The sequence below is a fragment of the Methylobacterium oryzisoli genome (assembly GCF_046557895.1).
In the GTDB taxonomy this organism is placed as follows: Bacteria; Pseudomonadota; Alphaproteobacteria; order Rhizobiales; family Beijerinckiaceae; genus Methylobacterium; species Methylobacterium oryzisoli.
The window spans coordinates 1-20,471 of the sequence record NZ_JBKIBX010000007.1 but is presented as its reverse complement, the minus strand read 5'-3'; the positions used below and the strand labels follow the sequence as shown (position 1 = coordinate 20,471).

Below are 20,471 nucleotides of genomic sequence, written 5' to 3'. Positions count from 1 at the left end.
AGGAAGTCTTGAGGGACGGCAGTCTAGTCTGCGGGCATGCTGGACGCGCGCCACCGTCTGTTTCACGCCGGGTTCTCGGCCATCGCGGCGATGCGGGCCGACCGCTGGCTGGCACCCGCGACCCGGGGCCGGGGCGTCATCCTCACCTTCCACCGGGTCGAGCCGGAGGCGCCGCCCGCCGGGGCCTACGCGCCGAACCGCCTGCTCTCGATCACTCCGGCCTTCCTCGACCACGTGCTGGCGACGCTGCGGCGCCTCGGCTTCGACCTGATCGCCCTCGATGCGGTGCCCGAGCGCCTCGCGACGGCGGGCGGGCGCTCCTTCGCGGTCCTCACCTTCGACGACGGCTACCGCGACAACCTCGATCACGCCCGTCCGGTGCTCGTGCGCCATCGGGCGCCCTGGACCCTGTTCGTCACCGCGGACTACGCCGAGGGCACCGGCCGGCTGTGGTGGATCGAACTCGAACGGGCGATCGGGCGTCTACACCGGGTGCGGCTGCCGGAAGCCGGAATCGACCTGCCGGCCACGGACCCGGAGGGCAAGAGCGCGGCCTTCGCGGCCGTCTACGGGGTGTTGCGCGCCGGTCCGGAGCCGGCTCTGCGCGCGGCCGTCGCCCGCCTCGCCGGAGAGGCGGGCGTCGACGCGCGGGCGCTCACCCGCGGCCTGTGCCTGACCTGGGACGAGCTGCGCGCCGCCGCGGAGGATCCCGATCTCAGCATCGGCGCCCACACGCTGACTCATCCGATGCTCGCCAAGCACGACGCCTGGACGGCGCGGCGGGAGATCACGGAATCGCGCACGCGCATCGCCGAGCGGCTCGGCACGGCCCCGCTGCATTTTTCCTATCCGGTGGGAGATCCGACCTCGGCCGGCCCGCGGGACTTCGCGCTCGCGCGCGAGGCGGGCTACCGCACCGCCGTGACCACCCGTCCGGGCCACCTGTTTCCCGCCCACCGCGACCACCTGCACGCGCTGCCGCGGGTCTCGGTCAACGGCTGCTTCCAGACCGACGCCGCCCTGCGGGCGCTGCTCTCGGGGGTGCCGTTCCTCGCCTGGAACCGCGGCCGGCGGCTCAACGTGGCGTGACGGCCGGGCTCAGCGCCGGCGGCGGTAGGAGCGGCGCTCGCCGCCCGCGATGATCGAGAAGCTGGCGCTCTGGCGATCGCGATAGGCGCGCCGCCCGTGGCGGCCCCTGCCGCGCGAGGCGGTGGGGGCGGGCTCGGCCTCGGGCATCGCGGCCCCCGGCATCTCGGGAAGGCGCAGGGCGGTGTCGGGGGCCGCGTAGGCCGTCGCGCCCTTCACCCGGGCCGCCGGGCCGAACAGTGCGAGGCACTGGTTGTAGGCGAGATCGCCGCGGATCCGTTCGCAGTCGCCCACCGAACGGGGCGTGGCTTGGGCCAGCGCGCTGCCCGCGAGCGGGCCGAGAAAAAGGAAGATCGCGAGCGCGTGGCGCATGAGCCTGAAGCTGCCTTGGGCGGGAGCGGAGAACGGGAGGGATGCGCCCGTATCCGGAGCGCCGCCGAAGCTTGTGCGCGATAAGTTGGGCGAAAAGCCGGCCGTCGCGTCAGGCCGCGTCGGTATCCGGCCGCGTCATCCACCGGATCAGCGGCATCAGGGGGAGAATCCAGGCGATGCCGAGGATCGCGTAGAGGATCGACTGCACGATCGGCGGCGTCTGGGCGATGCGGCTGTCGGCGAGCGCCATCGCCAGCGGCGCGTAGATCATCACGAAGACGATCATCACGATCGTCCCGATCAGCGAGCGGGTGCGGCGGCGCATCGCGGGTCTCCGGGCCAAGGGACGGACAAGGGGACGGACAAGCGGACGGACATGGGAGTGGCCGCCCGCCTACGCGAGGGGCGGGCGGGCCGCAATCGCCGCGCGTGCGGCGGGGTGCGGTACAGGAGCGCGGCCGGTGCGGCACCGGCGGGCGTTGCGCGGCCGGCCACCCGCCCCTTAGACCCGCGCGCATGACCAGCGCCGTTCTCAGCACGCCCGCCGCCCCGCCCGCCACGGCCGCGCCCAGCGCGCGGCGCGCGGTCCGCCGCTGGCTCTTCGTGGTCGCCGCCCTGGTGGTGGCGATGGTGGCGGTGGGCGGGGCGACCCGGCTCACCGGCTCCGGCCTCTCGATCACCGAGTGGAAACCCGTCACGGGCGCCATCCCGCCCCTCTCGGCCGCGGCCTGGGAGCAGGAATTCGCCAAGTACCGGGCGACGCCTCAATACGAACTCCTCAACAAGGGCATGTCGCTCGGCGAGTTCCAGGTGATCTACGGCTGGGAATGGGGCCACCGCTTCCTCGGGCGGCTGCTCGGCCTCGTCTTCTTCCTGCCCCTCGTCTGGTTCTGGTGGACGGGCCGGCTCGACCGGCGGCTCGGACTCGGCCTGCTCGGGCTCGGGCTGCTCGGCGGCCTGCAGGGGGCGGTGGGCTGGATCATGGTGGCCTCGGGGCTCCAGCCGGGCATGACCGCGGTCGCGCCGCTCAAGCTGATGCTCCACCTGACCCTGGCGAGCCTGATCTATGCCGGCCTCGTCTGGCTCGCGACCGGGCTCGATCGGACGGCCGACGAGCGGCTGCCGCGCCGCCTGCGGGTCACCGCCGCGGCGCTCGCCGGCCTCGTGCTGCTGCAGATCGCGTTGGGCGGCCTCGTGGCTGGCTCGAAGGCGGGACTGACCTACAACACCTGGCCGCTGATGGACGGGGGGCTGATCCCGCCGCTCTCGGGCCTGTTCGCGGTCACGCCGTGGATCGAGAACTTCGTCGACAACGTCGCCCTGGTGCAGCTCAACCACCGGCTGGTGGCCTACCTGCTCCTCGCCGTCGCGCTCGTCCACCTGATCGACGCGCGCCGCATGGCCCCGGGCACCCGCGCGTCCCGCCGGGCCGGCGTGGTGCTGGGCCTCGTGGCCGCGCAGGCCGGGCTCGGCATCGTCACGCTGCTGCTGGTGGTGCCCCTCTGGGCCGGCCTCGCCCACCAGCTCGCCGCCATGCTGGTGCTCGGTATGGCTGTCGTTCATGCGCGGCTCGCTACGCTCTCCCGTGCATGACCGGCCGGAGCCCCGTGACCCCACGGGGATTCGGTGGTGAACTGAGCCGTCCCGAGGCGCCGACGGGCCGCACGGGATCGCGGCAGGGGACCTGCGAAGGGGGCTGCATGGAGGCCTTGACCGGAGAACCGGAGTGCGACGACGGGCGACCGCCGGCCGTGCGCTGGGTCTATACCCCGCGCGAGCTCCTGGCGGACGGGGTGGTGCACGTCGTCGGCGTCGCGTTCGCCGTCATCGGCGCGCTGGCCCTGGTGATCACCACGGCGCTGCTGCCGCTCGCCCTGTCCGGCCAGGTGGCGGTGGCGGTCTACGCGGCGGGCCTCGTCGCGATGCTGAGCGTCTCGGCCGCCTACAACATGTGGCCGGTCGGGCGCCTGAAGTGGCGCCTGCGCCGGGCCGACCACGCCACCATCTTCCTGATGATCGCCGGCACCTACACACCCCTCGTCGCCCTGGTCGGCACCGGCACGGTGGCCTGGGCGCTGCTCGCCGGCATCTGGATCGTGGCGGTGGCGGGCGCGGCCACGAAGGTCGCCCTGCCGGGGCGGTTCGACCGCCTCGCGATCCTGCTCTATCTCGCCCTCGGCTGGAGCGGCGTGGCGGCCTACGAGCACGTGATCGCGCTGCTCTCGGAGCCGGCCCTGTGGCTGCTCTGCGCGGGCGGGTTCTTCTACACGGTGGGCGTGATCTTCCACGTCTGGCACCGGCTGCCGTTCCAGAACGCGATCTGGCACGCCTTCGTGCTCGCCGCGGCGGCCTGCCATTACGGGGCGGTGTGGAGCAGCGTCGTCGACGCGGTGGCGTGAGACCTAGAGCAGGCTTCGATCAGGTTGACACGTGAAGCCTGCTCTAGGCGGATCCGCCGCTCAACTGCCGCGATAGACCGTGTAGCTCCAGGGCGTGGCGATCAGCGCCACGTGGTAGTGGCCCTCCGGCTCGTCGATGCCGAAGCGCACCGGCACGGTGTCGAGAAAGAGGGTGGCGATGCCGGCATCGACCCGGGCGCGGAAATAGGGGCCGAGATCGAACTCGATCTCGTAGCGCCCCGTCCGCAGCGGCGCGCCGTGCAGGAGCGGGGCGTCGGTGCGCCCGTCCGGGTTGGTGGTGCGGGCTTCGAGCAGCCTGCGCCCCGCGCGGTCGAGCGCGAAGAGGCGCAGCGCCACGCCCGCGGCCGGCCGGCCCGCATGGGTGTCGAGCACGTGGGTGGAGAGGCGGCCCGCGGCGGGCGGCGCGCCCGGCCCCTCGACCCGGTCGAGGAGGCGCAGGCGCGTGATGTGGCCGATCTCCCGGAGCGCCGCCGCCTCCTCCGCCTCGGGCGGACCGGCGAGGCGCGCCGCGACGGCGGCCAGGATCGCCTCGGGGCCGTGGCGGGCGGTGCAGATGAGGCAGGGGAAGCCGTGCCGCGCCCGGTAGGCGGCGGCGGATCGCGCGAGCGCCGCGGCCTCCTCGTCCGTCAGTCCGGCCGCTTCGGCCGCGACGTCCGGGAAGCCGCCGATCAGGGCGCGCCGCTCCGCCGGGGCGGCGGCGGTCGCGGCCGCCATCAGCCCCTCGTGCAGGGCCGCGAGGGTGGCGAAGGGCCGTGCCGCGGCGGCCCGCTCTCCGACCCAGGCGGCGCCCGCGAACAGGTCGGCCGCGAAGGCCGCGAAGAGGCCGGGCGGCGCCGCGTTGAGGGCGGCAAGGCTGGTGCGGGCGCTCATCGCCCGACCGTGCACTCGATCTGCCCGTGCGGCTCGTCGGTCGCCACGAAGACCTGGTTGGGGTTGTCGAGGCCGAAGGGCGCGAGGTCGACGAGGAGGTAGTGCTTGTTCGGGCAGGCCATGCTGACCGTCTCGATCTCCGGCACCGCCGCCAGCGCCGCCTGCCCCATCCGGTAGAGGCTGTCCTGGATGCTGTGGCTGTAGGTGGTGGCGAAGACCCGCAGCATCTCGCCGAGGATCCGGGCATTCGCGGCCGGGTAGTCGGCGGGCGGGCGCGCCCACAGCCAGGAGGCCTCCATGCTGGTGGCGGCCAGCCGGTCGTCGGTCTCGCGGATCGTCGTGTAGGGGTCCTTCACGTAGTTCGCCCAGCCCGACGCGGTGGTCTTGAGGAAGGTGAAGCCCGCGACCCCGGACTCGATCCGCATGGTTTCCCGGCTCATCCGCACGGTGGCGGTGGCGCGGCCGTTGCCGTCGAGCGTGAAGGCGTGCGGGTGGGGCGTGCCGTCGACCGCGAGGCGCGCCCACTTGGTCTCGTGCGCCGTCACGGTGGCGGTCTCGACCATCGGGTAGGCGTCGAGGAGACGCTGCGCGACGGCGCGGCAAAAATCTTCGGTCGGCAGCGCGATGCTCTCGCGGGCCACGATGTTGACGACGTTCTTGACCGTGTCGGTCGAGACCGTGGTGGAGTTGTCGGCGCGGGTGAAGGCCGGGTCGAAGCCGCCGGTGAGCATCGCCTGGACGGTCAGTTCGCGCACCTCGTGGCGCGCGCCCTCGCGGTGGACGCGCATCACCCGGACGCGCCCCTTGCCGTAGGTCTTGTGCAGGAGGGTCATGGCGCAAGCATCCTGGCAGGGGGTCCCGGACGATCAGACGTGCTCGGCCGCGGCCGCAGCCACCGAGGCCTCGCGGCTCGCTCCTTCGGCGCTGCCCACCCCGTTGTAGAAGGCGTTCAGCAGCACGGCCACGATAGCCGCGAGCAGGATGCCCGATTCGAGCAGCGGGTGCAGCGCGTGGGGCAGATTGCGGAAGAAGGTCGGGGCGACGAGCGGGATCATCCCGAACCCGACCGACACCGCCACCACGAACAGGTTCTTGGTGTTGGTGCGGAAATCGACCGCCGCGAGGATGCGCACGCCCGTGGCCGCCACCATGCCGAACATCACTAGCCCCGCGCCGCCCAGCACCACCTGCGGCACGGATTCGACCAGTGCGGCCATCTTGGGCAGGAGGCCGAGCCCCAGCATGATCAGGCCGCCGACCGCCGTGACGTAGCGCGAGCGCACGCCCGTGACGCCCACGAGCCCGACATTCTGCGAGAAGGACGTGTACGGGAAGGTGTTGAAGATCCCGCCGATCAGCGTGCCCAGCCCGTCCGCCCGCAGGCCGCGGGCGAGGTCGGCCTGGCCGACGGGTCTTGCGGTGATGTCGCCGAGCGCCAGGAACATGCCGAGCGACTCGATCATCACCACGACCATCACCACGCACATGGTGAGGATCGGCACGAGGTGGAATTGCGGCATGCCGAAGTGGAAGGGCAGCACGAGATCGAACCAGGGCGCGCGCGCCACCCGGTCGAACGGCATCAGGCCGAGGAGCGCCGCCAGGACCGAGCCCGCCACGATGCCGAGCAGCACCGCCACGTTGGCCACGAAGCCGCGGCCCCGCTTGATCAGCGCCAGGATGACGAGAAGGACGAACAGCGCGATGCCGAGGCCGGCGAGCTGGCCGTAATGCGGGTTGGGGAAGCTGCCCGGCACGCCGTCGACGACGCGCGTGACCGTCGGCAGGCCGCCGCCGGCCCAGTTGATGCCCACCCGCATCAGCGAGATGCCAATCACCAGGATGATGGTGCCGGTGACGACGGGCGGAAAGAGCGGCAGCAGGCGGCTGACGAACGGCGCGACGACGAGCCCGAACGCGCCCGCGGCGATCACCGAGCCGTAGATGCCGAGCAGCCCGACCTCCGGCGCGGCGGCCATCGACAGCATCGGCCCGACCGCCGCGAAGGTGACGCCCATCATCACCGGCAGGCGGATGCCCACGCCCGGACCACCGACGCACTGAACCAGCGTGGCGAGGCCGCAGGCGAACAGGTCGGCGCTGATCAGGAAGGCCACCTCATCGGGCTTGAGACCGAGCGCGCGACCGATGATCAGCGGCACCGCCACGGCGCCGGCATACATCACGAGCACGTGCTGCAGGCCGAGCGGCAGGAGCTTGGCCAGGGGCAGGCGCTCATCGACCGGATGGATGGGCTGCGTCGTCATGCCGAAGATCTCGTGTCGCGATCCCGCCCTGGGCGGCTCACCGCCTGCGCCCGGCCCCGAACCGGCAAGTCGCATGCCAGCGTGCGGCGGCGCGGCCCGCGGCGCAAGACGACCGCCGGCTCCGGCCCCAGGGTCGTGCGAGATCAGGAGGGCCGACGTGCGGGCCGTCACCCCCGATCCGTTCGTCCCTTCGGCGCCGTGGTATCGGGGAAGCGCTCCCGGACCGCCCTCAGGTCCGGCCGGTATCGACGGGCATGCGGGCGACCGTCCGCACCAGCGCGGCGAAGCCGTGGAGCTGTTCGGCGGCCATCGGCTGGGCGCCGGGACCGGCCGAGGCGAAGATCTCCGCGAAGGCCGCGACCCGCTCGGCGTCGACGAGGCGCGCCTCGACGAGCGCCGCGACGATCGCGGCCCCGATCAGCGTCGGTCCGATCTGGGCGTCGGCAGGCCCGGCCTCGGAGGCGGTTCGGTCCTCGTGGCTCGTCGCTGCCGGCTGACGTCGCATGGGGTCCCGCGATTGCCCGTGAGCCGCCCGCCAGGATCGGGCGACGGCGAATGAGGTTGCCGGCCGAGAATGGCACAGTCCGGCACGATGACGAAACGGAAGCGGCGGCGAAGGCGGCGTTTCGGTGCGGGGTGTTGCTCGGCGGCGGGCGGCCCTCGCCCGGTTCTGCCCCCGATCCTCCTTCACCGCGGCGATCGACGCCACGGTGGAGGACCGCATTCTCTCCCTCGGGACGGGCCGGTTCGGTCAGAGGCGCTCCGCGAGGAGCCGGTCGAACGCCCCCCTCGCCTCCGCCCGCATCTCGGCCAGCCGCGTCAGCAGGGCGGCCTCGTCCGGCAGGCCGGCCGCCGCCGCGAGGCGCGCGCGGGTCGCCGGAGCCGCGCCCTTCTCGAAGGGACCTTCCACCATCAGGCGCTGCCACTGGTGCACGTCGTCGAGGAGCCGGTAGGCGGCCCCGAGCGCCGCCGCATCGCCGGGATCGAGCAGGCCGAGATCGCCGGCCTCGGTGAGCACCGCCGGTGCGTCGAGCCCGATCAGGCCGGGATGCGCCGCCGCGTGGGTGAGGACCAGGGCCTGCGCCAGGAAGTCGAGGTCGAGGAGCCCGCCCGGCGACAGCTTGAGGTCGAGCGGACCGCCGTCGCGCTTCTCGCGGGCGACGAGCGCGCGCATCTCCCGCACCTCCCGGGCCACGATGGCGGGGTCGCGCGGGCGAGCGACGATCGCCGCCACCGCCTCGGTCGCCTCGGCCGTGAGCGAGGGATCGCCCGCCAGCGCCCGCGCGCGGGTGAGCGCCATGTGCTCCCACAGGTCCGCCTCCTCGCGCTGGTAGGGCAGGAAGCGCTGCCACTGCCCGGCGATCGGTCCCTGGCCGCCCCCGGGACGCAGGCGCAGGTCGACCTCGTAGAGGCGCCCGCGCCGGGTCGGCACGGTGAGGGCCGCGACGAGGCGCTGGGTGAGGCGGTTGTGGTAGACGGCGGCGTCGAGCGGGCGGCGTCCGTCGCTCTCGCGGTTCTCCGGGTCGAAATCGTACAGCACCACGAGGTCGAGGTCGGAATCGGCGGTGAGCTGGCGCGAGCCGAGCCGCCCGAGCCCGAGCACCGCCACGCGGCCGCCCGGGATCCGGCCGTGCTCGGCCGCGAAGGCCTCGCTCACGGCGTGCAGGGTCTCGGCGACGGCGGCCTGCGCGATGCCCGCATAGGCCCGGCCGGCGCCCGCGGGCGGCAGGATGCCCGAGAGGAGCCGCGCGCCGGTGACGAAGCGCAGCTGGCGGGCGGCATCGCGGGTGCGGTCGAGGAATTCCTCGTAGTCGGCGGTCCGGCCGATCAGGTGGCGCACCTGGGCATGCAGGGCGGCCTCGTCCGTGACCGGCTCGCCGAAGGCCGGGTCGATCACCGCGTCGAGGACGTGCGGGCTGAACGCCACCGTGTCGGCGAGGCGGGGCGCCGTGCCGAGGAGATCGGCGAACAGCAGCCGCAGCCGGTCGTGCGAGCGCAGGATGGTCAGGAGTTCCACCGCGGCCGGCATCCGCCCGAAGGCGCGGTCGAGGGCGGCGAGCGCCCCGTCCGGGTCGGCGGTGCCGGCGAGCGCCTGGATCAGGGCCGGCACGAGTTCGGTGACGACCTCGCGGGCGCGGGCGCTCGTCACCGCCGGGCGGCGCCCGAAATGCCAGCCGCGCACCGTCTCGATCGCCAGTTCCGGGTTGCGGAAGCCGAGGCGCCGCAGGGTGGCGAGCGTTGCCGGATCGTCCTCGACGCCGGTGAAGACGAGGTCGCCCACCTCCGCCGAGAGATCCGGTCCGGCCTCGAACAGCAGCGCGTAATGCGCCTGCACGCGGGTCGCTTGGTCTACCAAGGCCTCGCCGAAGGCCGCCGCGTCGCGGTAGCCGCAGAACCGGGCGAAGCGGTCGAGGCGCTGCGGCTCCTCGGGCAGGCGCTGCGTCTGCTCGTCGGCCACCATCTGCAGCCGGTGCTCGACGGTGCGCAGGAAGCGGTAGGCCTCCGCCAGCTCGTCGCGCGCCTCCGGCGTGATCCAGTTCTCGTCGTGCAGGGCCGGCAGCATCTCCAGGGTCCGGCGCCCGCGCAGGGACGGGCGGCGCCCGCCGAAGACGAGCTGCTGCGTCTGGACGAAGAACTCCACCTCGCGGATGCCGCCGCGCCCGAGCTTGATGTCGTGGCCCGCCACCGCGATGGCGCCGTGCCCGCGCACCGCGTGGATCTGGCGCTTCATCGCGTGCACGTCGGCGATCGAGGCGAAGTCGAAGTACTTGCGCCAGACGAAGGGGCGCAGCTCGGCGAGGAAGGCCTCGGCGCGCGGCCGGTCGCCGGCCACCGGGCGGGCCTTGATGAAGGCGGCACGCTCCCAGTTCTGGCCCACGGTCTCGTAGTAGGAATAGGCCGAGGCGAGCGAGACGGCGGTGGGCGTCGCGCCGGGATCCGGCCGCAGGCGGTAATCGACCCGGTGGACGTAGCCGTCCGCGGTGCGCTCCTGGAGCAGCCGGCCCACGTTCTGCGCGAGGCGGCTGAAGAAGGGCGTGGCCTCGACGCCCTCGCGCAGGGGGGCGGCCTCGGCGTCGAAGAACACGATGAGGTCGATGTCGCTCGAATAGTTCAGCTCGTCCGCCCCGAGCTTGCCCATGCCGAGCACGATGAGGCCCGACCCCGCCTGCGGGTCGGCCGGGTCGGCGGGCCGGAAGCGGCCGCTCGCGGCGGCCTCGTGCAGGGCGGCATCGAGGGCGGCGTTGACGGAGGCATCCGCGAAGGCGGAGAGCGCGCCCGTCACCTCCTCCAGCGACCAGACCCCGCCGAGATCGGCGAGCGCCACGAGGAGCGCGTGCTCGGCGCGGTTGCGGCGCAGCGCCGTGGCGACCGCCTCGCGCGGGGTGCCGGGGGCGCCCGCGCCGCGCTGGGCGGCGGCCAGGGCGGCGTGCGACGCGTCCGCCGGGCGCTCCATCAGCTGCACGAGGCGGGCGGGCTCGCGGAGGATGACGCCCCACAGGAAGGGCGAGTGGTCGGCCAGGCCGAGGACGAGGGCGCGGGCGGGCGAGTCGGTCCGCAGCGCCGCCGCGAGCGGAGCGGCCTCCGGCGCATCATCGAGAAGCGCCAGGAGGTCGCCGAGCCGGTCGCGGGCCTTGTCCGCATCGGCGAGGTGCGGGGCGGCCACGAGGGCGTCGAGGAGGTGTGTCGTCATCGTTGGGCCTCCGGGCCGGCGACCCTCGCGGATGACGCGGTCCGGGGCAAGGGCGGGGGACGCGGCAGAGCCCCCCTTCGCCCGCCGCCGGCGGAAGCCCCTACCCCGCCCGCGCCGCGGGCAGCCGCAGGGTGGCGCGCAGGCCCGGGCCGTTGTCGTCGAGCAGCAGCGTGCCGTGGTGGAGGCGCGCCACGCCGTTGACGAGGCTGAGGCCGAGACCGAAGCCCGGCCGGGAGCGGGCGGTCTCCAGGCGCACGAACCGGCCGAGCACCCGGGCGCGATCCGCCGCCGGAATACCCTCGCCCCGGTCGGCCACCGCGAGCACGACCGTCTCGCCCTCCCGCCGTCCCTCGACGGTCACGACGGGGTCGGCCGCCCCGGCCCCGTACTTGAGCGCGTTGTCGATGAGGTTGGCCAAGGCCTGGCCGATCAGCTCGCGGCTGCCGTGCAGGGTGAGGCCCCGGTCGACGGCGGTGCGCAGGACCACGCCGCGCTCCTCGGCCACCGCCTCGTAGAGGTCCGCCACCTCCAGGGCGACCGTCCCGGCATCGAAATCGGCGAGGGTGTCGCCGGCGCTGCCGGCCTCCAGCCGCGCGATCATCAGGAGCGCGTTGAACACCCGGATCAGGTTGTCGCTCTCCTCGATATTGGCCTCCAGGGCCGCCCGCAGGGCCTCCGGGTCGCTGGTCTGGCGCAGGGCCTCGTCGGCCTTGTTGCGCAGGCGCGTCAGCGGGGTCTTGAGGTCGTGGGCGATGTTGTCCGAGACCTCGCGCAGGCCGCGCATCAGCTCGCCGATGCGGTCGAGCATGGCGTTGAGGTTCTGGGCGAGGCGGTCGAGTTCGTCGCCCGTGCCGGCGAGCGCGAGGCGCCCGTCGAGGTCGCCCGCCATGATCTCCCGGGTGATGTCGGTCATGGCGTCGACCCGGGTGAGCACCCGCTTGGCGATGAACAGGCCGCCGAGGAAGCCGAGCCCCACCACCAGCAGCAGCGACCACACGAAGGCCCGCGCGATCACCGCCCGCAGCCGGTCGCGCTCCTCGACGTCGCGCCCGACCAGCAGGCGGAAGCCCCCCGGCAGGGTGAAGATGCGCACGATCGCGCGGTGGTCGAGGCGCTCGCCGTCGGTGCCGCGGCCGTAGGCGGTCTCGGTCTGGCCGGGCTCCTTGAGCAGGCCCGGCGGCAGCGTCTCGACGTTGCCCGTGACGTGCTCGCCCGCGGGCGTGGTGACGAGGTAGAGCGAGGCGCCGGGCTCGCGCGAGCGCCGCTCGACCACACTGACGAGGCGCCGGATCCCGCCCGCCGCGTACTGGTCGGAGAGGCCGTTGATCTCCGCCTCGATGGTCGAGACGATCTGGTCGTCGAGGACCTGCCGGGCGTTCCAGGCGACGTAGCCGAGGGCGAAGAACGCGACGGCGGCGAAGACGATGAGGTAGGCGAGCGAGAGCTTGAAGGCCGTGGTGCGAACGAGCGTGCCGAGCCGCGCGAGCATGCCCTCGCGCGGGGCGGGCGGCGCGGTCACGCCTCGCCGCCGGCCCGGACCATGTAGCCGGCGCCCCGCACGGTGTGGATCATCGGCCGCTCGAAGCCCTTGTCGACCTTCGCGCGCAGGCGCGAGACGTGCACGTCGATGACGTTGGTCTGGGGATCGAAGTGGTAGTCCCAGACGTGTTCGAGCAGCATCGTGCGGGTGACGACCTGACCGGCGTGCCGCATGAGGTATTCGAGCAGCCGGAACTCGCGCGGCTGGAGGACGATCTCCTGCCCGCCGCGGGTGACGCGGTGGGAGAGCCGGTCCAGTTCGAGGTCGCCGACCCGGTAGGCGGTCGGCTCGGCGGCCGCGCCGCCCCGGCGGCGCGAGAGCACCTCGGCGCGCGCGAGCAGTTCGGAGAAGGCGTAGGGCTTCGGCAGGTAGTCGTCGCCGCCCGCCCGCAGGCCCTTGACCCGGTCGTCCACCTGGCCGAGGGCCGAGAGGATCAGGACCGGCGTCTCCACGCCCTGCTCGCGCAGGGAGCGGATCAGCGACAGGCCGTCGAGCTTCGGCAGCATCCGGTCGACGACCAGCACGTCGTAGGCGCCCTCGCGGGCGAGCGCGTAGCCGTCGAGCCCGTCCGCGGCGAGGTCCGCCACGTGGCCGGCTTCCCGGAAGGCCTTGGACAGGTAGGAGGCGGCCTCGCGGTCGTCCTCGATGATGAGCAGACGCATCTCGGCCATACTAGATCACACCGCCGCCCGTGTCCCGGGCCGCCAGATCCCGGACCACCATGACCCGACGTGCCGGCCGGGGGCGCGGCGTGCGGCACGTCGGGTGCGATGGACGGCAGGCCGGGCAACGAACGGCCCGACCTGCCGCAGCAGATGCCGCCGGATCGTCTTGGGGGGCGACGATATGGACCCGGCGGATCGGCCTGTGGGGCCGGAGCATCGTCCGGGTCTCGGGGGACGAGAGACCCGGCGCCGCATCCGGCGACGGGTCGGTTATGGGCCTGCGCGGCTTACGCCCGCGTCTCCGGAGCATGAACCTTCGGTAATAGGGCGGGCCGTGGCGGCCCGCTCACTCACTGGCCGCCGTCGCCTCCTCCGGGGCCGCCTCCGGGGCCGCTTGGCGCTCGTGCCTGGCCGAGCCGGCCTGGTCGAGGGGCAGACCGAGCGTCAACGCGCGGGCGAGGTCGGAGCGGCGCTTGGAGTAGTCGGCCGAGGTCATCGGATAATCGTGCGGCAGGCCCCATTTCTGGCGGTAGGCCTCCGGGGTGAGGCCGAGGCGCGCGAGATGGCGGCGCAGCGTCTTGTAAGGCTTGCCGTCCTCGAAGCTGATCAGAACCTCGTGGGTGATCGAGCGGCGAATCTCCGCCGGGGTCGCCCTGACGTGAGCGGGCGGACCGACGGGACGCTCGTGCAGCGCACCCTGGAGAGCCGCATGGATCTCCGTCAGAACCTTGGGGATGTCGCTGCTCTGGACGTGGTTGTGGCTGAGATAGGCCGTGGCGATGTCGGCGGTGAGTTCCACCAAGCGGACGGCCTTCGGATGGCTCGGATTCATGCTGACACTGCCCTTATCGGCACCTGCTTCCCTAGGGTCTTTTTCGAGTTAACACAGTCATCCGGCCCGTGAAAACTATTTATATCGTATGGGCAGTTTGCGTCGCGAACTGTGTTAACGGTGCGTCATACCGCAAGGTAACGGCGCATTCGGAGGGGGGAAGCCGGCGTCGGGCGAGGCGGCGATCCGCGCGAGGATCGGGTGAGGGCGTACGGCTCCGGCGGAGGGCGGCAGGATGCCCGGCGCGGAATGGCTGCGGCCTCACCGGGGCTCCGGCTCGCGCAGCGACGCGAAGAGCCTCCGGTAGTGGGAGCTTGCCAGATGGAGAGCGCATGCCTCCTGGAGCGTGAACCATCCGATGGCCGCATGTTCGTCGTTCCGCACGGAAGGCTCCCCGAGCCATGACCGAACGGCATAGATGTGCAGGACCACCGTCGGCCGGCCGGCGCACGGAAGCATCACGGTCGCGATGCGCCGACCTTCCCTGCATTCGATCCCGAGTTCTTCCGACAGCTCGCGGCGAAGGGCGGACCACGGCGTTTCCCCCGGTTCGACATGCCCGCCGATCACGTCCCAGCACCCGGCGAACGATTTGTGCGGGGCTCGGAGTCCGAGCAGGATGTTGCCGCCGTCAATGAGGATGGCACCTACGACTTCAGCCACGAGCCTCCACCTTTCGCACGATGCCGATGGCCATTCGGCCGCCATGATGGAACCGCCGGTCCCGGCACAGGGTATTCCACCCGGCACGGATCGGAAGGCAGTGAGATCGTCAGGACATCGACCGCCGCACCCGCGGAAGGGAAGCCGAGCGTCGGACAGGGTCGCGTGAGGCCCGCCCGCCTCGCGCGGGGCTCGGCGGCCGCGAATTGACAGGGCGGGATCGCCCATCGAAGCTGCCGCCCGCGCCGCCCGGCGAGGACCTACGGCTGAGGAACGCCGTCGCGATGCAAGAGCCCCCTGGTCTCGACGACACGCTGGAGCTCCGCGAGCAGCTCGCCCAGGCGTGGCGGGCGGTGCTCGACGCGGCCGTGGAGCGCGGCTCGCCCCCGCAGGCGGTGGTCGAGACGATGGCGAGCGTCGCGCACGAGCGGTTCGCCGCCTTGTTCGGCGCCTCCGCGGCGGCGAGCTACCTCCAGCTCCTGGCCGAGCAGCTGCGCGACGTCGACCACGACGAGGCCACCGTGCTGGTGCGCGGCGACGAGGCGCCGGCCGCGGCGGCCGAGATGGAGGAACCGGCCCTCGACCCCGCCTGGATCGATGCCCGGACATGGCTGTGATCCGGCCGTGAGGCCGCCCTTCGGCCGGAGCGCCAGATCAGGCCGGTGACGGCCTGCGGGATCAGGCCGGGATGCGGCCTGCCGCCAGATCCTCGATCAGGCGCAGGTGCCGCGGCAGGCAGACGCGCCTGAGGTCGTAGCCCTGCGCACTGTGGCGGGCGGCGCGGCGCAGGGGCTCGCCCGCGGCCGGATCGGCCAGGAGGCCGATCACCGCCTGGGCGATGGCGGGGGGCGAGAAGAAGTCGACCAGGATCCCGTTCTCGCCGTCGCGGATCACCTCCTCGACCGGCGGCGTCGCCGATCCGACGATCGCGCATCCGGCCGCCATCGCCTCGAGAAGCGACCACGACAGCACGAACGGGTAGGTCAGGTAGACGTGGACGGCGGAGACCTGCAGCAGGGAGAGATAGGTGGCGTACGGCACCTTGCCCACGAAATGCACGCGCGCGAGGTCGAGGTCGCCCCGAACCTCCTCCAGGAAGATCTCGCGCCAGGAGCGTCCGCCGGGCGCCCGGGCGCCGTAGCTCACCTCGTTGCCCCCGACGATCACCGCGCGGGCGCGGGGCCGCCGGCGCAGGATCTCCGGCAGGGCCCGCATGAAGCTGTGGTAGCCCCGATAGGGTTCGAGGTTGCGGTTGACGAAGGTGACGATCTCGTCGCCGGGGCCGAAGGAGCTGCCGTCGCGGTCGAGGGTGATGCGCGCCTGCGGGTTCGGCCGCACGGCCTCGGTGTCGATGCCGTCGTGGATGATGCTGACGCGGGTGCGGAAGGGGGCCGGGATCCGGCTCGCCTGCCAGGCGGTCGGGGTGACCAGCCAGTCGGAGGCCTCGAAGGCGAGGTAGTGGGCGGCGTTGCGCACCCGCACCGCGAAGGCCGCCTCGTCGCCGCCGCTGCCCGGAAATTCCGGGTCGAAGCCGACATCGGCGCCGCGCGCGCTGTAGGCGAATTCCACGAAGCTCAGGAGCTTGGCGTCCGGCCAGACGTCCTTGAGAAACAGCGTCTCGCCCCAGCCCGGATGGCCGCAGATCACGTCGGGGACGAAGCCCTCGGCCCGCAGCCGCAGGGCCGCGCGGGCGGCGGCCTCGCCCCGCAGCACCTTGGTCTCGAAGTCCCGGGCGAGGCCGTGGGTGTCCGGGGTCGAGCGGCCCTCGACGGGATAGCGGAGGTGGCGCACCCCGGGCAGGGGCGGCGCCGGGTTGATGCCGAGCGCCACGACCTCGTACCCGGGCCGGGCCGCGAGGGCGGGCGCCACGTGCCGGTACTGCCCGGGAAAGTTCTGGTGGACGAACAGGACCCGCATGGAGGCCTCGCTCGGGCGCCGCCGGCCGGCGGGCGCCTCAGCGCTCGTGTCCCGCCGTCGAGGCGGTCTCCACCACCGGCGACAGCACGTAGTCGATCGCCCGGCGCGAGCCGGTGCGGATCTCGACGGTGGTCGTCATGCCGGGGGTGAGCGGGACGGACTTGCCGTCCGCCTCGATGGTCGGGCGCGACAGTTCGATCGTCACCGGGAAGACGAGGTTCTGGGTGCGGGGCGTGCCGCTCACGGGCGCGAGGCTCTGGCCGCGGGCGAGCGAGAGGCTGTCGGTCGAGCCGCTGGCGTCCTTGTCGTCGATGGCGTCCCGCGAGACGCGGAGCACCTTGCCCTCGATCGAGCCGTAGCGGGTGAACGGGAAGGCGTCGACCTTCACCACCGCGTCCTGGCCCGGGACGATGAAGCCGATGTCCTTGTTCTGCACCAGGGCTTCGACCTCGATCGGCCCGTCGGTCGGGACGATGATCAGCAGCGGCTGGCCGGCGGTGACGACCTGGCCGAGGGTGGTGACGGCGAGCTGCTGCACGGTGCCGGAGATGGGCGCGGTGAGGCGCAGGCGATCGCGCTTCAGGGCGGCCTTGATCACGTCCTGGCGCAGGGCGTCGCGCTTCTGGGCCGCCTCGGTGAGCGACTGGTGCTGCTTGGCGACGGTCTCGCTCGTGAGCTGCTCGACGCGCCGCTCCAGGGACTTCGCGGCCGCCAGCGCCTCCACGAGCTGCCCGCGGTCGTAGGCGAGATCGGCGGCGACCTGCTCCACCTGCTGAAGGGCGTCGATCACCGCCGCGCGGGTGCCGGCCGCCTTCGAGACCAGGGTCTCGCGCATGTCGGCGCGCTCCTTGAGCACCGCGCGCAGGCGCTCGCGGGCCTCGATGCTCGCGGCGAAGCGCTTCTGGGTCGCCTCCTTCTCGGCGAGCTGGGCCACCAGCGCGTCGCGCGTGGTGACGTACTGGCCGATGTCGGCGATCATCGCGGCCTGTTCGCGTGCCCGGATCGCGGGCGGGATACCGTCGGGATAGTCGGGCGTGACCGCGGTCGCGCTCTTGAGGGTGCCTTTGGGGCTGCTCTGCTGCACGGCGTCAATGGTGGCGAGGCGCCGGGCGATCTGCGCCTCCAGGGCGGCGAGGTCGCCGCGGCGAGCGGCGAGGTCGGCCTCGGCCTCGGTGGGCTCCATCTCGATCAGGACGTCGCCCTCCTTCACCCGCAGGCCGTTCGAGGCGAAGACCGCCTGGACCTTCCCGGTCTCGAAGGGCTGGACGACCTTCGAGCGGCCGCTCGGCTGGATGCGGCCGGAGGCGACCGCGTGGATGTCGAGCTTGGCCAGCACGCTCCAGCCGAGGGCGGCGGCGAACATCAGGCAGATCGTCCAGGTGAACACCATCGCGTAGGGCGAGGGCGGCGTGTCCAGGATCTCCAAGTGGGCGGGAAGGAATTCCTGGTTCTCGCGGTTGTTGGCGAAGCTGCGCACCCGCTCGGACAGGGCCCGGGGGCGCAGGGCCGGCAGGCGGCTCGACCGCGGGGCGGGCGGCTTGGCCGCCGTGGTCGCGGGGGGCGAGGCGCCGCCGGCCGGGGCCGCCGGAAGGTTCTCGGGCATGGCGCTCACGCGGCCTCTCCCTGTTCGGATCCGTGGTCGGATTGCATGCGCCAGAGCCGCCCGTAGAGCGAAGTGGGCCGCTCCAGCAACTCGCGGTGCGTGCCGTCCTCGACGATGCGCCCGTCCTGGAGGGCGATGATGCGGTCGCAGGTGCGCACCGCCGCGAGGCGGTGGGCGATGATCACCACGGTGCGGCCGCGCACGATGTGCTTCATGTTCTCCTGGATGATGCGCTCGCTCTCGTAGTCGAGGGCCGAGGTCGCCTCGTCGAGGATCAGGATGCGGGGGTTGGTGGCGAGGGCCCGCGCGATGGCGAGGCGCTGGCGCTGCCCGCCCGACAGGTTGGCACCGCGTTCCTCGATCTGGGTGTCGTAGCCCAGGGGCAGGCGGTTGATGAACTCGTCGGCCCCCGCGAGGCGGGCCACCTGGATCACCTGCGCGCGGGACATGCCGGGGCTCGCGAGCGCGATGTTCTCGAACACCGTCTTGTTGAAGAGCAGGTTCTCCTGCAGCACCACGCCGATCTGGCGGCGCAGCCACGCCGGATCGACCTGGGCGATGTCGATGCCGTCGATGAGGATCTGGCCCTTCTCGGGCACGTAGAGGCGTTGGAGCAGCTTGGTGAAGGTCGACTTGCCGGAGCCCGAGGGGCCGACGATGCCGAGCACCTGTCCGGCCGGGATGTCGATCGAGACGTCCTTGAGCACCTCGGGCGTGCCGGGCTGGTAGCGGAAGACGGCGTTGCGCACGGTGATCTGGCCCTTGGCGGGCGGCAGGTGCGCCTGGGCCATCGCGCGGGTCTCGGGCGGGCAGTTCAGCACGTCGCCGAGCCGCTCGATCGACACCTTCACCTGCTGGAAGTCCTGCCAGAGCTGCGACAGGCGCAGGATGGGGCCGGTGACCTGGCCCATGATCATGTTGAAGGCGATCAGGCTGCCCACCGTCATGTCGCCGTTCATCACCGCGTAGGCGCCGAAGAACAGGACCAGGGCGGTGGTGACCTTGTTGATGTACTGGATCGCGTTCTGGCCGATGCTGGCCAGGATGCCGCTGACGAACGAGGTCTTGACGTAGGCGGCGAGCCGCTCCTCCCACTGCACGCGCAGGGTCGGCTCGACGGCCAGGGCCTTGATGGTGTGGATGCCCACCACCGATTCGATCAGGAACTGGTTCGACAGGGCGGAGCGGTTGAACTTTTCCAGCGTCTGCTCGCGCAGGATCGGCCGCAGCATCACGGCGACGAGGATGTAGCAGGGGATCGAGAGCGTGACGATCAGGCCGAGGGTCGGCGAGTAGAAGTACAGGATGACGATGAAGAGCAGCGTGAAGGGTATGTCGATGGCCGAGGTCAGCGCCTGACCGGTGAGGAAGCTGCGGATCGTCTCCAGTTCGCGGACGCGCGCCACGGTCTGGCCGGCGGGCCGGGTCTCGAAGTAGCCCAGCGGCAGGCGCATCAGGTGCTCGAACAGGCGGGCGCCGAGTTCGACGTCGATGCGGCTCGTCGTGTGGGTGAGGATGTAGGTGCGCAGGTGCTGGAGCACGACGTGGAACAGGCCCAGCACCACGAGCCCGATGGCCACCAGGGTCAGGGTCGAGTAGCCCCGGTGCGTGAGCACCTTGTCGATGGTGATCTGGAAGAAGATCGGGGTGATGAGCGCGCAGATCTGGATGAAGAACGAGGCGATCAGCACCGTGGCGAGCGGCCGGCGGTAGCGCCAGATCGAGGGCGCGAACCACGTCAGGCCGAAATCGCTGATGACCTTCTGGATGCTGGCGCGCCGGGCGACCAGGATGATGGTGCCGGTCCAGCGGGCGACCACGTCGGCGGCCGGGATGTGCTCGGCCGCGCGGGCGGCGGCGTCGATGATCCGGTACTTGCCGTCGTCGAGACGACGGCCGAGGAGGACGAAGCGTCCGCCTTCCAGTTCGAGGATGGCCGGGAGCGGGATGTTTTCGAGGCGTTCGGGTTTTTGCTTCTCGAGCAGGCGCGCCTTGAGCTTGATCTGGCGCGCGCCGCGCACGATGTCGCGGGCGCCGGCGGGCTGAACGCCGAGGCCGAGTTCGTGCCGGATCTGGCCGGCCTCGCAGGCGACGTGATGGAACGAGGCGACGAGGGCGAGCGCGGCGAGACCCGAATCCGGGGTGGCGCCCGGAGACGGACCGGTCGCGGCCCCCGGGGCGGGACCGGCCGGGCGCTCGCCTGCGGGGTTCCTCTCGGTCGAAACCGCGGCCTGACCCGCCATCAAGTATCTCCTTCGTTCCGGCACGTCCGAATCGGTACCGGACCGTACCAGACGTTGTGTCGCTGTGGCTGTGTTCTCACGCACTATGCCAGAGAACATGGCGCCGGTGTGAACCCGTCCCCTCCCCTCTCGCATTCGGGGCAATAAAATGCAGCATCGACGGTGTGGGCGCGGCGGGCGTTGCGACACCGGGCTAGTATCGGCGCCCGGGCGGGCTCACGCGCAAGGCTCGAACGCCAGAAACCCCCGTGCGCGTGGCGCCGGGGGTTTTCTGGTAGGTCTAGTGTCTGGTTGCGGGGACA

The 20,471-nt window shown here is 72.4% G+C and carries 18 protein-coding genes; 4 read left to right on the top strand and 14 right to left on the bottom strand.

The features are described from left to right. Positions 1 to 36: 36 nt before the first annotated feature. Positions 37 to 1,089 (top strand): polysaccharide deacetylase family protein, encoded by a 1,053-nt coding sequence (locus tag ACKUB9_RS08995; protein ID WP_407520919.1) that lies wholly within the window; start codon positions 37 to 39, stop codon positions 1,087 to 1,089. Between the two features lie 9 nt (positions 1,090 to 1,098). On the opposite strand, the gene ACKUB9_RS08990 is transcribed toward ACKUB9_RS08995, so the two are convergent. Beyond that, complete coding sequence (locus tag ACKUB9_RS08990) at positions 1,099 to 1,458, bottom strand: hypothetical protein (RefSeq protein ID WP_407520917.1); 360 nt, start codon at positions 1,456 to 1,458, stop codon at positions 1,099 to 1,101. Positions 1,459 to 1,567: 109 nt separating this feature from the next. Further along, entirely contained in the window at positions 1,568 to 1,783 is a 216-nt protein-coding gene (locus ACKUB9_RS08985) for a DUF2842 domain-containing protein (RefSeq protein WP_407520915.1), read from the bottom strand. A 191-nt stretch (positions 1,784 to 1,974) separates the two neighbouring features. Here ACKUB9_RS08985 and ACKUB9_RS08980 point away from each other — a divergent pair, with 191 nt between their 5' ends. Together ACKUB9_RS08980 and trhA are read left to right on the top strand one after the other, a co-directional pair. After that, positions 1,975 to 3,051, top strand: coding sequence for a COX15/CtaA family protein (locus tag ACKUB9_RS08980; RefSeq protein ID WP_407520913.1), 1,077 nt, complete (start codon positions 1,975 to 1,977; stop codon positions 3,049 to 3,051). 107 nt (positions 3,052 to 3,158) lie between these two features. Further along, positions 3,159 to 3,857 (top strand): PAQR family membrane homeostasis protein TrhA, encoded by a 699-nt coding sequence (trhA, locus tag ACKUB9_RS08975; RefSeq protein ID WP_407520911.1) that lies wholly within the window; start codon positions 3,159 to 3,161, stop codon positions 3,855 to 3,857. 60 nt (positions 3,858 to 3,917) lie between these two features. On the opposite strand, the gene uraH is transcribed toward trhA, so the two are convergent. The 9 genes from uraH to ACKUB9_RS08930 all read right to left on the bottom strand — a co-directional run bounded on the left by uraH (position 3,918) and on the right by ACKUB9_RS08930 (position 14,406). Beyond that, the gene (gene uraH / locus ACKUB9_RS08970) at positions 3,918 to 4,748 is read right to left on the bottom strand and encodes a hydroxyisourate hydrolase (RefSeq protein ID WP_407520909.1); all 831 of its coding nucleotides are present in this window, start codon (positions 4,746 to 4,748) and stop codon (positions 3,918 to 3,920) included. Then, positions 4,745 to 5,581: a factor-independent urate hydroxylase gene (gene pucL, locus ACKUB9_RS08965; RefSeq protein ID WP_407520907.1), complete on the bottom strand. Its 837-nt coding sequence runs from the start codon at positions 5,579 to 5,581 to the stop codon at positions 4,745 to 4,747. Before pucL ends, uraH begins: the two co-directional genes overlap by 4 nt. Positions 5,582 to 5,614: 33 nt before the next feature. Then, a complete protein-coding gene (locus tag ACKUB9_RS08960; RefSeq protein ID WP_407520905.1) occupies positions 5,615 to 7,015 on the bottom strand; it encodes a nucleobase:cation symporter-2 family protein in 1,401 nt (466 codons plus the stop codon). A gap of 229 nt (positions 7,016 to 7,244) precedes the next feature. Continuing rightward, complete coding sequence (locus tag ACKUB9_RS08955) at positions 7,245 to 7,520, bottom strand: hypothetical protein (RefSeq protein WP_407520903.1); 276 nt, start codon at positions 7,518 to 7,520, stop codon at positions 7,245 to 7,247. A gap of 246 nt (positions 7,521 to 7,766) precedes the next feature. Continuing rightward, entirely contained in the window at positions 7,767 to 10,706 is a 2,940-nt protein-coding gene (locus ACKUB9_RS08950) for a bifunctional [glutamine synthetase] adenylyltransferase/[glutamine synthetase]-adenylyl-L-tyrosine phosphorylase (protein WP_407520901.1), read from the bottom strand. A gap of 100 nt (positions 10,707 to 10,806) precedes the next feature. Next, positions 10,807 to 12,195, bottom strand: coding sequence for a sensor histidine kinase (locus ACKUB9_RS08945; RefSeq protein ID WP_407521232.1), 1,389 nt, complete (start codon positions 12,193 to 12,195; stop codon positions 10,807 to 10,809). 26 nt (positions 12,196 to 12,221) lie between these two features. Then, positions 12,222 to 12,908, bottom strand: coding sequence for a winged helix-turn-helix domain-containing protein (locus ACKUB9_RS08940; RefSeq protein ID WP_407521230.1), 687 nt, complete (start codon positions 12,906 to 12,908; stop codon positions 12,222 to 12,224). Between the two features lie 349 nt (positions 12,909 to 13,257). Next, positions 13,258 to 13,743 (bottom strand): Ros/MucR family transcriptional regulator, encoded by a 486-nt coding sequence (locus ACKUB9_RS08935; protein WP_407520899.1) that lies wholly within the window; start codon positions 13,741 to 13,743, stop codon positions 13,258 to 13,260. Positions 13,744 to 14,004: 261 nt separating this feature from the next. Then, positions 14,005 to 14,406, bottom strand: coding sequence for an NUDIX domain-containing protein (locus ACKUB9_RS08930; RefSeq protein WP_407520897.1), 402 nt, complete (start codon positions 14,404 to 14,406; stop codon positions 14,005 to 14,007). A 284-nt stretch (positions 14,407 to 14,690) separates the two neighbouring features. Here ACKUB9_RS08930 and ACKUB9_RS08925 point away from each other — a divergent pair, with 284 nt between their 5' ends. Continuing rightward, on the top strand, positions 14,691 to 15,023 hold the full coding sequence (locus tag ACKUB9_RS08925) for a hypothetical protein (protein WP_407520895.1): 333 nt from the start codon (positions 14,691 to 14,693) through the stop codon (positions 15,021 to 15,023). Between the two features lie 61 nt (positions 15,024 to 15,084). Here ACKUB9_RS08925 and ACKUB9_RS08920 read toward each other — a convergent pair whose 3' ends face one another. The 3 genes from ACKUB9_RS08920 to ACKUB9_RS08910 are packed head-to-tail and all read right to left on the bottom strand — an operon-like array spanning position 15,085 to position 20,169. After that, entirely contained in the window at positions 15,085 to 16,323 is a 1,239-nt protein-coding gene (locus ACKUB9_RS08920) for a glycosyltransferase family 4 protein (protein WP_407520893.1), read from the bottom strand. 37 nt (positions 16,324 to 16,360) lie between these two features. Continuing rightward, entirely contained in the window at positions 16,361 to 17,926 is a 1,566-nt protein-coding gene (locus ACKUB9_RS08915; protein WP_407521228.1) for an HlyD family type I secretion periplasmic adaptor subunit, read from the bottom strand. A gap of 5 nt (positions 17,927 to 17,931) precedes the next feature. After that, positions 17,932 to 20,169 (bottom strand): type I secretion system permease/ATPase, encoded by a 2,238-nt coding sequence (locus ACKUB9_RS08910; RefSeq protein WP_407520891.1) that lies wholly within the window; start codon positions 20,167 to 20,169, stop codon positions 17,932 to 17,934. Positions 20,170 to 20,471: the final 302 nt, after the last annotated feature.